A 12,632-nucleotide genomic window follows, 5' to 3' on the forward strand; every position below is an offset into this window, starting at 1 on the left:
TAATTTAAAATATAATCTAAAAATAAAGTTAATTTTTTTTAACCTTTTTAATTAAAGATAATATTATTGCTACTACTAATCCCCCAATTGGAATAATTAATAAAATTAATCACTTACTTCAATCATTATTTTTTATTTGTTCATTATTTAAATTTTCATTATTTTCTGAATTTGAATTATTATCATTTTCAGAATCATTTGAATTATCATCTGTTTAATTAATTTCTTGTTTTAGTTCAGGATTATTTTCACAATTTGAAGTACAATTTTGTTGTTCCTCTTGAGATTCATTATTATTAATTAAGTTAAGAATTACTTTTTCACCCTTATTTGAAAATAACTCAATTTTTGCATTAAATAATGATTTTGTATTGAATTTAAAAACATAATTTTCTTTTTCAGTTTTTAGTGTTAAATTTTTAGAATAATTTACAACATTAAACTCCGATTTTAAAAACTCTATTTTATTGTTAATTTTTAAATCCTTAGTTACTTCTTTAAAATTTTCAAAAGTATAGATTGTCAAATTGTAATTTTTGTTTTTATATTGAAGATTTATTTCGTATTTTCCCGGAATATGGGACAAATAATTAATTTCATGTTCAGTTACAAATAGAGAAATATTTGAATTAATTGAATTTATTTTAATTTCTTCAAATTCTATGTTTTTTCAATTTATAATTTTTATTTGCCCTTGATTTTTAGATAAATTAATGGCTGTTTGATTTTCAAATATTATATCAGAGCTATTTTTCTTTATATTTACTTGAACTTTTATAGATTTTTTTGTTTCTTGTGAAAATACCTCAAAACTATATTTTCCTATTTTTGTACTATATATTTTCAAAATAAGTGTAGAGAAAACTATATTTATTAATTACTGATAAATTTGAAATATGATCAGTATTAATATCAATTGATCCAATATTTCCTTTTTCAATTTCAATAAAATTTTTTGATAAAGAAAAATCATTTTGATTATCAATTACAGTTACTTTTATTAATTTTATTTCTGATGCATCAATTGAATTAAATGAAATAAAACCTTCTCCTACTTTATTGGCAAAAACTTTAAATTCATCAATACCCATTTTTTTAATTTCAATATTTGAAGAATTGCTAATTTTTAAATTTCTAAAATCTTTTCCATTTGAAATTAAAATTATGTCTGACTCTCCGATATTAAGATTAATTTTATCTTTTGAAGAAATAATATCTTTAAAATTAAATTTGTCATCATTTATTTTTTCTTCCTTTATTACTTTATAAATATTCAGTTCATAATTTTTTTTGAAATGGGTAAAATTTACATTTGAAAAAGTGAGCATCTTCTGATTTTCACTTGCTATTTTAGAAGTTGGAATTATTCAAGCAGAAAATTTTAATTCTGCATTATTTTCTAAATTAATACTGTATTCAAAAGTAGCTCTTTTCCCATTTCTGAAATTAATTAATTCATTTGTATTTGCAAAATTAAATTGATTGAAATAAATATTTTTTTTCTATTTGATATCTTTTAGATATAAAGTAGTAAATCTTTTTATGAATTTCATCTAAATTTCTAATTCCTGAAATTAAAGATATGTTTTTGTTTTTTGTCTCACTATATTTTTTAGTTACAATAATTTTTACTTTTATATTATCTTTAATAATTTTTTTAGTACTAAAATCTTGAAATCTAAAATTTATAATTTTAGATTTTTTTGTAAAATCAAATTCAATGGAATAATAATTTATTACAACATCTACATTTTTATCTTTATTAATTTTATAGTCATCTCTTAATTTTAGTAATAATTTTTCTAAATAATAAACTTAATCAACATCATTAAAATTTATATACATTTCATATTCATTTGACTTATTATCTTTTTTCTGTAAATCACCTTTTTTACTTTGAAAATTCATTTTGGTTTTAGTTAAAATAAGTCCACCTTTTAATTCACAACCAAAGTCTTCACCGACTTTTCTGTAATTTGCAACAGGATCATAATAGAATTCTTCTTCAATTGCCCCAGTTAAAGTTAGCGCATTTATTCCTTGATGGAATCTAGTTACTACTAAATTTAATTTTGTATATATAAATAAATCATTTCATTTATCATGAAATGAATATTCCTGTTGAATTTCTTTTGATTTTTGCCTTAGTTTTAAATTAACTTTAAAACTATAACTCTTTTGCATTAAATTCATTCTTGGAGTTCCAAAATATTCATTATCTCCTACAAGATCTCTTTCAGAAATATTTTTAAATGTAAACTCCAAAGCTGAATCATATCAATAATCATCATAATTTTTTAATTCTAATCTTTCAGTTAATAAAACTTCTTCAATTGACTTTTTATAATAAGAACCCTGCGATCCAGACTTTTGTTTTTCTTTTTTAACAACATTTGAAGGGTTTTTTATTACGTAATACGGTTCAGTTATATACTCATTATTTTCAATATTTTCCTTGCTAATGTTTTTCACTAATTGATGATTAACACTTAAACTATTAGAAAAAAATGAAAACTGAGTCAAACTAAGAAAAGTTAATAATACTTTCAGTATAAAACTCATTTTTTTACCTCCATTAGTAATATCGATAGGAAATAAAAAAAATTATTTTTTTCTTAATCTGCAAATATAAAATCCATCAGTATTATATTCATCGCCAAATAAGATGACTTCTTTTTCTAAAACTAAATCTAAGTGTTTTTTAATAAATTTAGAAATTTGATATTCATTTTCATCTTTATTTATTGTACAAGTTGAATAAACTAAAAAAGAATTTTTTTTCATGCACTTATATGCTTTTTCTAATAACAGACTTTGAGTATTTAATAAAGTTTTGACCTCTTCATTTGAATATTTTTTAAGTTTTATTTCTGGTTTATGTTGAATAACTCCATATCCTGAGCAAGGAGCATCTAATAAAATATAATCATATTTTTTTTCATCAATATTTAAAGCATCATTACAATTTAATTCTACATTAGTTAACCCAAGTCTATTAATATTTGAAAGTATTAGTGATATTTTTTTACTATTAATTTCAAAAGCAGTTATTTTACCAGTATTTTGCATTAACTGACCAATATGTGTTAATTTTCCACCAGGTGCACTACACATATCAAGAACTGAACTATTTTTTTGTGGATCTAAAATAACTGATGCAAGTCCACTTGCTTGGTCTTGGATTGTAACCAAACCCTTTTCAAAAATTTCATGATGAATAATGTTTTTATCCAATAGATAAAATCCTGACATTAATTTTGAAGGTTCTAAATTTAAATCCACTAAATATTTTTCTTCAAAAGACTCAATAGAAATTTTTAAAGTATTAACTCTTATTGTTATTTTTGATTGTTGAATTGATTTTCTAATAAAATTTAAGGCTTTTTCCTTTGAATAATCTTTTTCAATTTTTTTAAATAATCAAAATGGAAAACCAGCTTCTAAGGGAATTTTATTTTGATTATTTTTAATAATTACCTCTCAATAATTTTTTTCATATAATTTTTTAGAAACTTTATTTACTAATGAAACTAAATTTGAATTTATATTTTTTGCAATTTTTACAGCTTCATTTACAACATAATACATTTCTGCATTTAAAAATTTATATTGATATAAATTCATTCACAATAATATTTGAATTTTAAAATCTGTTTTATTTGCATCAATTAATTTATTAGTAACATATTCCAAATAAATCTTGTATTGAATTGTTCCATAAACTAATTTAAAAATAAAAGCTATATCTTTTTTTGAAATAAGTTCATTTTTTATTAATTTATTTAAAAGTTTATTTGAAAATTCATTATTTTTAAAAACTTTAAATAAAATATTTAATGCTTCTTGTCTTGTATTCATTATTTATTAAAATGATCTTGTTCAATACTGAAGAAATTAACATCAATCATAAAATGTTCCAAAATTGAATTTACAAATTCACTATCTTCTAAAACTGATAATTGCTCACTTGCTAAAACGTGAGAATAAATTTTATTAGTCAAAAGATCTACTAAATATTTTTTAAAATCAAAATCTTTGTCAATTTCAGTTTCTCCAACTTTAATAACATTTTCTTTTCAATTTTGCACAAAAAAATGATATTGTTCACCTATAATTCTAAAAACATCTTTTTTAAGTTTTTCAAATTTACTTGTCATTGGATCTTTTTCTAAAGTTCCTTCTTTTAGTAAAACTTCTTTAACTTTTGCAACAGCGTTATCAACACTATCAATTTCAATAACATATTGATATTTGTGCTTTAATGGAATTTCTAATAATGCTTTATCTAGTCTTTGTTTAATAATGTCTTCTTTTTCTGTACCACGTTTTCTTAATCTTTGTTCCAATGATTTTAAACTTGGGGGCATTAAAAAAATTGAAATTAAATTTTCAGATTTTTCTTTTTTTAAAACTTGAGTTGCTCCAATAACTTCAATTTCTAAAATAACATTTTCACCCTTTTCAATTTTGTCATAAACAACTTTTCTTGGGGTTCCATAAAAATTACCAATAAATTCAGCATGTTCAATTAATTCATTATGTTGTATTGCATCATTAAAAACTTCTTTACTTACAAAGAAATAATTTACACCATCAACTTCTCCTGGTCTTGGATGTCTTGTTGTCATTGAGATAGACTGTACAAGATTTAAACTTTTATCTTGAGCCAATTCTTTATTAATTGTTCCCTTACCAACACCTGAAGGTCCAGATAAAATAATAATTTTGCCTTTTTTAATCATAAATATTTTCCTTTTCCAATCTTAGTAGATATAAATGTTTATTTTTATAATTTTTATATTTTAAGTTTTTCAAAAAATCCAATTTAGATAAATCAAGATTTGATTCAGATTCCATTATTAATATACCATAATTGTTAAGTAATCTATTTTCATAAATATAATTAAAAAAATCATAATAATACTCAACTTTTGCAAATGGTGGATCAAAAAAAATTAAATCCATTTTTTTATTTGTATTTTTAAATCATTTCAATACTTTTTTATAATCATAATTTAATAATTCATAATTTTGTTTATCAATCCCTTTTAAGTTTTGTTCAATTATTTTTAGTGCTGGTTTAAAGTGATCATTAATATATGCAAATTTTATTCCTCTGGATAATGCCTCAATTGATAATGCTCCACTTCCTCCAAATAAATCTAAACAAACTTTATTTTCATAAATAAAATAATTATCTAGTATATTAAACATATCTTCTTTAACTCTTGCAGTTGTTGGTCTTGTATTCATTCCCTCTAACGAAACAAGTTTTCTTCCCCTATATTTCCCACTAATAATTTTCATATTTTCAATTCCTGTTCTTTTTTTCATTATACAAAAATAAATATTATATAATCAAATAAGAGGTATTATTCTATGAAACTAGATTTAGAAAAAGATTTAATGCAAAATGAAATTCCTACTAATAAATGATTATGGAAAGAAACTCAACCAGAAGTTATTAGAAATAAATCAATTGATGTTAAATTACCCTTAAGTCAAAAAAATGAATTAATAATAAGAAAGTTGATTGATTTTGTAAGATATAGTCAAGATCCTGACTTAAATAAAAAAGAAAATCAAGACTATTTAAGACCTGCTGTTGGTCTTGCAGCACCACAAATTGGCAGTAATACAAATATGTTTTTTGCAAGATTTGAATGAGATGTTGAAACTGGAGATGTTGAAGAGTTTGCAATGATAAATCCAAAAATAACTGCAAAAAGTGATCAAATTGCATTTTTAGAAGGTGGAGAAGGTTGTTTAAGTGTTGATAAAGATATAAAAGGTGTTGTTCCAAGAAGTTATAAAATTCAAATTGAAGCTTATGAATGATTAAGCAAACAAAAAGTAGATTTAACTTTAAGAGGTTATCATGCAATTGTTTTTCAACATGAAATTGAACATAATCAAGGTAAGCTCTATCATGATAAAATTAATAAAGATAGTCCAAATTTTATTGACGAAAATTGAATTGCTATTTAAAAGATATTTTTAATATCTTTTTTTATTTTTAAAAATGTTTTTTTAATTAATTTTTGTTAAAATATTAAAAATTAAATCTTTTAAAATTATTTTGAAAATAATAATAGAACGAAATTAATATAATAAAACTTGTTTTTTTATAATTTTAAGAATGGTTTTTTATGGTGTTTATTAAGGAGAAAATATGGAAGATAAAAACAAGCAAACTGCCAAGCAACCTAGTGGTCTTGTAGCAGAACTTGATGCAAAAATTGAAATTAAAAAATTAGCAAGTTATAAAGTTCAAGAAAAGAAGAAAATTTCAAATGCACCTTACCCTACAAAGGTTTTTGCTTTGGGTGGTCTTGAAGAAGTTGGAAAAAATACTTATTGTATAGAATATGATGATGAATTAATAATGATTGATGCTGGTGTTAAATTTCCAGATGCAACACAATTGGGAGTAAGTGCTGTTATCCCAGATTTTAGTTATTTGGTTGAAAATAATTCAAAAGTAAAAGCATTATTTATTACTCACGGTCATGAAGATCATATTGGGGGAATTCCCTATCTACTTCAACAAGTAGAAATACCTGTAATTTATGCTCCAGAATTAGCTGCTGCATTAATTAAAGATAGATTAAAAGAATACAAATTACAAAATAAAACTGTTGTTAGAGAATATGTGGAAAACGATATTTATGCTTCAAAACATTTTAATATTCAATTTTCTGCAGTTAATCACTCAATACCAGATGCATTTGGAATTTATGTACAAACTCCAAACGGTTCAATTTTTTCAACAGGAGATTATAAATTTGACTGAACACCCCTTGGTCATTCTGCAAATGTTCAAAGACTTGCACAATGAGGAAATGATGGAATTGAGTTATTAATGGCTGATTCAACTAATGCAGAAGTTGAAGGTTATACTTTGGGTGAAAGAAAAGTTATTCAAAATATTGACACTCACTTTTTAAAGGCAAAAGGAAGAATTATTATCGCTTCTTTTGCTTCAAATGTTCACAGATTACAACACATTATAGAACTTGCAAATAAATATGGAAGAAGTATTGTTGTAATTGGAAGAAGTATTGAAAGAATTATTAAAATAATTAGACAAATGGGACATTTAAATATAAATGATAAGATGTTTATTAAACCAACAGAAATTGAAAATTTCCCCAAAAATCAAATAATGATTTTATGTACTGGTAGTCAAGGAGAGCCAATGGCTGCTCTTTCAAGAATATCAAGAATGGAGCATCAAACTATTAAATTGATTCCTGGAGATACAGTAATAATGTCATCCTCTCCAATTCCTGGAAATAGAGCTGATGTTGAAAATGTTATTAATAAATTAACAAAAATTGGTGCAACTGTTATTGAAAATAGTCTTGATAACAAAATTCATACCTCAGGTCACGCAAGTCAAGAAGAACAAAAATTATTATTTACATTATTAAAACCAAGATGCTTTATGCCAATGCATGGTGAGTATCGTATGTTGAAAATCCACGGTGAAACTGCTGTTTCAGTAAATGTAAAACCACATAATGTCTTTGTGGTTGCAAATGGAGATCAAATATTATTACATAACGGTAATGCTGAGCTTGGTAAAAGAGTACCCGCAGATGCTATCTTTATTGATGGAAAAGACATGACAGGTAAAGCTAGCAATGTTATTCGTGAAAGAAATATATTGAGTAGAGATGGCTTAATGGCTGTAATTATTTCAATTGATTCTCAAACAAATAAATTATCTGCACCCCCAAGAATTGTTTCAAGAGGAAGTTTTTATGTAAGAGATAGCGGTAATGTTATTGCCGAATCAATTAACATAGTTACAAATGCTGTAAATGATGTTTTAAAATCTCAAAAACCTACTTTTGGAGCAATTAAAAACGCAATTAAAGAGTCTCTTTCTCCTTTTATTTTTAGATATAAAAGAAGAAATCCTCTTATAATTCCAGTGATTTTAAACAAGAAAACAGAGGTTAAATAGAAAAAAATATGAACGCGAAAAAAGAACAGTTGGGGCTATTTTCGATTATATGAATGGGTTTTAGTTTTATAGCAGGAATAACATTTACTGCTAGTTTTTCAACAATTGTTTTAGGTGATGGGCAAGGTGTTGGAATTAATATATTATGAATATTTTTAATTGAAGGTGTTATTGCATTTATGTGTGCATGAGCATTTGGAAAATTAGTTAAATTTCACCCAGAAGCAAATGGTGGAGGAAGCCAGTATGTTAGAACTGCTTTTGGAAAATTTTGAGGACTACTAATGGGATTACTAAATTACTCAGTAATTCCTGTTATTGGAGTTGCTTTAATAGTTACAATGATTAGAGCTAACTTTGGTTCTGATCCACTTCAATTAGTTGGTGAAAATGGAAAATGAGGAGCTTGAGGTAGTTTATATTTAGACGTAATTGCTTTTGGTCTTTACATTTTTGCAGCAACAATTATATTTTTTGGAATCAAAAGATATAAATATGTTGCAATTATAATGGGTTATTTAACTTGAGGAATAACATTATTATTAATGATTTTTGGTCTAACAGTTGGATTTATGAGCATTGCTGATGGAAAATCAAATTTTGATGTTTACATTGAACAGGCAAAATTACTAAATGTTAAATCATTTAGTAACGCATTTACAACTTGTTTCTTTGCTTTTGCAGGTATAGAAACTTTCATAACTACAGGAAAAAATATTAAAAATAGAAGTAAAAATATGCCCATTGCAATTATTGTAATATTGACATTAACAACTCTATTTTACATAGTTTTTACAGTTATAGTTATGATGGCAATTGGAGGAGTTTTTGATCCAAATCCAAATAGTCAAATGTTTACTACATTTAATAGTGAATTTTTAAAGGTTTTTGGTCCATGACTAATAATACTTTGTACTGCATTAATGAGATTTAATTCTTCATTACAAATAACATTATTTGGTGCAACAACTTTAGAGCCACTAGCAAGTCAACATTTTGTTCCTTCTTCATTAAAAAAAGAAAACAAGGATAATGTTCCTGTTAAGGGAGTTATTACAACAATTGGATTATTTTCAATTACAACATTATTATTCTTATTTATTCCCGATATTGTTGAAGGAGTTACAAAAAAACCCTCTCCTTTCAACTATGCAACACTTGCAAGTTCTGCATCAATTATATTAATTGCAATTTATTCAATTATTATTCCTGTTGCACTTGTAAATGGTTTTAAAAAGAAAATAAAAGTTAAAAAATGAGAATATGTTGGTTGAATAACAACATTAATATTTTTGGCATTTACATTTGTATCTTATTTTATTGATTTATTTAATGTCTTTATAAATCCTTATGATTCAGACGGTGATTTTAATCTTCAAGGAGTTATAGCAAACATTTTTCAATTAATTTATTTTGTAACAATTGTTGTTGTTTTAATTATTGTTTACTACTTCTACTATAAAAAACAAATTGCAAAATTAGACCCTAATTCTCAAGAGGCAAAAGAATTAGAAATATATGAGCAAAATTTTAGAATTTTAAGTGAAACTGAAATTGAAGAAATTGAATTAATCCAAAATTCTTTAATAAAAGAAGAAAAAAAGATAGTTTAAATAATAAAAAAATAGTCAATTAGACTATTTTTTTATATTATAATTACTTTAATAAGGAGGGAAAATTATGAAAAAAGTATTGTTTTCTTTAACAGCAACTAGTTTAACTCTTGCAGCTTTTACACCAATTGTTAATAGACAAAATAGAATTGATCCCCCTTTTACTACAATTGAAAAAAGATTTTCATATTCATATAATTTCAATAACTTGGACTTTAATTCATGTAATTGAAACATAAATGCAGAAGGTTTAAAAAGTTGTACACTTAGTACTCCTGAATTTTCTCATGGCTTAGAAGATATGATCAAGGAAATCTATCAATTCGTAATTGCTGAGAAATTTGCAACAAATCAGTATAAAGTTCTTTCTATTTATACAAATTTTAATAATAGAAGTGATTCATTAAGAAATGAATTAGATAATTTTAATGAACTTTTATATATTAATACACCAACAAATACAAATATAGACCAAGTTAAAGTAACAAATCAATCAGTAACATTTGAAAGAACATATGATCCCTATTTTGGTGATAAATTTTATGTAAAAAATGTTATTGCAGAAATTGAAAATCATGAAACTAATATTTCAAAAAAAATAAACCTATATGGAATTCCTTCATATCATGTTTTTAAATCAGTTGATGAATTAAAGACAAATTTTATAAATCACTTTAATTTTGAATTAACTTTAGTTATTGATCTTACATATATTGATGATATATTTAAATCAGAAATAATTTTACCAAATGAAGTTTATTTTCAAGCTCCAATTCAAATAATTAATTGATTTGAAAAAAATGAAAATAAACAAAGAGAAAAAGTACTGGAATATATAAATAAAGAATTAAGTATTTCTTTAAAAAAAATCGATAAAATTAGTAAATTTTATAAAGCAGAATATGATTTTAATAGTAATCAATTTGTTCCGGTTGGAAATAACATAGGAGATAGTCGGGAATTTTATGAAGATCCATACTTCTTTATTGGTGTAACTTCAGAAGATGAATCAATTGGGGAATTCAAAATGTTAATTAAAAATTTAAAAAATTAAAATTAATAAAAATTTATTATTACTTTTTTAATGTATTATTACTTTAAGGAGGTGAATTTAATGAGAAAAATGCCTGGAAAATCATTAGGAACATTAAGATTTTTATTAATCTTAGGTAATGGATTTGGTTTAATTGTTGCTATTGTTGGTTTAATAAGTATGTTAAATTTTACTTTTTCAGAACCAATTTGATTTATCAGTAATGGTACATTAACAACACAACAATGAGCTGGGATATTTGCTTTAATTTCTTTTATTTTAGTTGGTAACATTTATTATTGCTCATTTATAATTCATTTTGTAAGAACTAGTGATGATGCTACATTAATTAATAATAGATGAATAATAGCTCTATTTTCTTTATCTGTTGGTGGATTTATGACACCATATGTTTTATCACAAATGCCAAACATTGGTGTAAAATCAACAATTGATCCAAAGTTTACTATTTCTAAAGGATATGGTGGTAATGCTTTAATTGCAGGTTCATTAACAATAGGTCTGTACTTTTTAATGCTTAATGCATTAAAATTACCAGTCCAATTTGATTTGGTAAGTCAAATAGTATGAATTGCTTTTGGAATTATCATACTTTGAGGGGCAATAAACCTAATGTTATTTGCAACACCAAATGCTAAAACTACTTGAGAAAATAAAAAAGGAATATATGGATTAATGAATTTTATTGCAGTAATTAATACAATTTATGCAACATTTATTTTATTAATTCAAATTATTCTTTCAATATTATCAATTATTTCAATAATTGCAGAAATGTTTGATAGAAGAAATGGATTCTTTGGAGCTATTTTAACAAGTATGTATGGTGCAATGAGAATTGCAATGCAATTGTTCATAATTTACACAATAAATAAAACAATTAAAGGTCTATGATCAAAACAAGGCGAATTTGAATATGGAGTATATTCAAATTTAGCTGAAAAACAAAGACAATATGAAATGTCATAAAAAATAATTTATAAGCATAACTAAAATCAACAAAACCCATGTAATTTAATACATGGGTTTTTAATTTTTATGAAATAAAAGTTATTAAATTTGTATTTGAATCTTTTACCATTAGTAAATCCTTTTCTAAAAGCAATATTCTAAAATAAAAAGCATCGGTAAATAAAATTTCTTCTTCAGTTATAATATTTTTTAATATTGTCTTATTTTCATTTTTAAAAGATATTAATATATTATTCTTATTTAAATAGCAAATTTTTTTAAATGAATTACTTTCATTAAGTACTTTTAAAAATTTAAAATCCTTATTATAAAGTTCAATATTTTCATTAACATTATGAATTACATAAAATTCTTCAAATTCTACTAAATTATTTAACTTAATTTCAATATTTTTTATAATATTTAAATTTTTATCAACTATTAGGTATTTTTGATTTTTTTTAATTAAAAGATTTTGATTAAAAAATTTTACAATTATTTGAAATTCTTCTAATTTTAATACTTCATTAAAAATAGAAGTAAATACTTGATTGTTTATTACAAAACTTATATAAGAAATGTCATCTAAAACAATAAAATTTTGAATATAATTGTTTGAATTATAAATTATTTCAATTTCTGTTTGCGAAGATAATTTTAAATTTGAAAATAAAGGATTTGGATGTGCTAGAAAACTTCTATTTAAATCCCCCTTTATTTTTAAATTTTCCTTTAATACATTTAAATTAATTTTACATAGAGAATTATTCATGTTTGAAGTATCAGTGTCTGTAAAGTACAAATTATTTTGTGAAATAAAAAAGTTACTTATTCACTGACTATTTTCTATTTTTCTAAATTTTAATTTCAATTTAATCACCTTTAAAAAGTATAACGTATTCTTAAAAAAATTCTCTTTATAAACTTTTTAACAAAAATTAATTAAAAAAATATTTATTAATAAAAATAATTTATTTTTTTAGTAAAATGCTTGATTTTTTTGATTTTTACTTTTAAAAAAAAAAATGTTATATAATTATTT

Annotated in this window: 12 protein-coding genes; 5 read left to right on the plus strand and 7 right to left on the minus strand. The window is 23.3% G+C overall.

All coding sequences use genetic code 4. The features are described 5' to 3' along the window. Positions 1-214 precede the first annotated feature (214 nt). The 6 genes from STAIW_RS04610 to rsmD all read right to left on the minus strand — a co-directional run bounded on the left by STAIW_RS04610 (position 215) and on the right by rsmD (position 5,334). Positions 215-847 carry a hypothetical protein gene (locus STAIW_RS04610; RefSeq protein ID WP_020834666.1) on the minus strand — a complete coding sequence of 211 codons (633 nt, stop codon included), beginning with the start codon at positions 845-847 and terminating at the stop codon, positions 215-217. After that, positions 834-1,328: a hypothetical protein gene (locus STAIW_RS04615; protein ID WP_020834667.1), complete on the minus strand. Its 495-nt coding sequence runs from the start codon at positions 1,326-1,328 to the stop codon at positions 834-836. Before STAIW_RS04615 ends, STAIW_RS04610 begins: the two co-directional genes overlap by 14 nt. 487 nt (positions 1,329-1,815) lie before the next feature. Continuing rightward, positions 1,816-2,562: a hypothetical protein gene (locus STAIW_RS04620; RefSeq protein WP_020834668.1), complete on the minus strand. Its 747-nt coding sequence runs from the start codon at positions 2,560-2,562 to the stop codon at positions 1,816-1,818. 42 nt (positions 2,563-2,604) lie between these two features. Beyond that, the gene (gene rsmB / locus STAIW_RS04625) at positions 2,605-3,858 is read right to left on the minus strand and encodes a 16S rRNA (cytosine(967)-C(5))-methyltransferase RsmB (RefSeq protein ID WP_020834669.1); all 1,254 of its coding nucleotides are present in this window, start codon (positions 3,856-3,858) and stop codon (positions 2,605-2,607) included. Continuing rightward, positions 3,858-4,742 carry a guanylate kinase gene (gene gmk / locus STAIW_RS04630; protein WP_020834670.1) on the minus strand — a complete coding sequence of 295 codons (885 nt, stop codon included), beginning with the start codon at positions 4,740-4,742 and terminating at the stop codon, positions 3,858-3,860. Before gmk ends, rsmB begins: the two co-directional genes overlap by 1 nt. After that, positions 4,735-5,334, minus strand: a complete 600-nt coding sequence (gene rsmD, locus STAIW_RS04635; RefSeq protein WP_236608522.1) for a 16S rRNA (guanine(966)-N(2))-methyltransferase RsmD — start codon at positions 5,332-5,334, stop codon at positions 4,735-4,737. The genes gmk and rsmD overlap by 8 nt, the downstream gene beginning before the upstream one ends. A 45-nt stretch (positions 5,335-5,379) precedes the next feature. On the opposite strand from rsmD, the gene def reads away from it, so the two are divergent. From def to STAIW_RS04660, 5 genes are all read left to right on the plus strand, one after another. Continuing rightward, positions 5,380-5,988: a peptide deformylase gene (gene def, locus STAIW_RS04640; RefSeq protein ID WP_020834672.1), complete on the plus strand. Its 609-nt coding sequence runs from the start codon at positions 5,380-5,382 to the stop codon at positions 5,986-5,988. Positions 5,989-6,172: 184 nt separating this feature from the next. Then, positions 6,173-7,972: a ribonuclease J gene (locus STAIW_RS04645; RefSeq protein WP_020834673.1), complete on the plus strand. Its 1,800-nt coding sequence runs from the start codon at positions 6,173-6,175 to the stop codon at positions 7,970-7,972. Between the two features lie 8 nt (positions 7,973-7,980). Further along, positions 7,981-9,585, plus strand: a complete 1,605-nt coding sequence (locus STAIW_RS04650; RefSeq protein ID WP_020834674.1) for an APC family permease — start codon at positions 7,981-7,983, stop codon at positions 9,583-9,585. Positions 9,586-9,652: 67 nt separating this feature from the next. Beyond that, positions 9,653-10,639: a hypothetical protein gene (locus tag STAIW_RS04655; RefSeq protein WP_020834675.1), complete on the plus strand. Its 987-nt coding sequence runs from the start codon at positions 9,653-9,655 to the stop codon at positions 10,637-10,639. A gap of 60 nt (positions 10,640-10,699) precedes the next feature. Further along, positions 10,700-11,608, plus strand: coding sequence for a hypothetical protein (locus STAIW_RS04660; RefSeq protein WP_020834676.1), 909 nt, complete (start codon positions 10,700-10,702; stop codon positions 11,606-11,608). 67 nt (positions 11,609-11,675) lie between these two features. Here the strand turns inward: STAIW_RS04660 and STAIW_RS04665 are convergent, their stop codons facing one another. After that, the gene (locus tag STAIW_RS04665; RefSeq protein ID WP_020834677.1) at positions 11,676-12,461 is read right to left on the minus strand and encodes a hypothetical protein; all 786 of its coding nucleotides are present in this window, start codon (positions 12,459-12,461) and stop codon (positions 11,676-11,678) included. Positions 12,462-12,632: the final 171 nt, after the last annotated feature.

This window comes from Spiroplasma taiwanense CT-1 (assembly GCF_000439435.1).
In the GTDB taxonomy this organism is placed as follows: Bacteria; Bacillota_I; Bacilli_A; order Mycoplasmatales; family Mycoplasmataceae; genus Spiroplasma_A; species Spiroplasma_A taiwanense.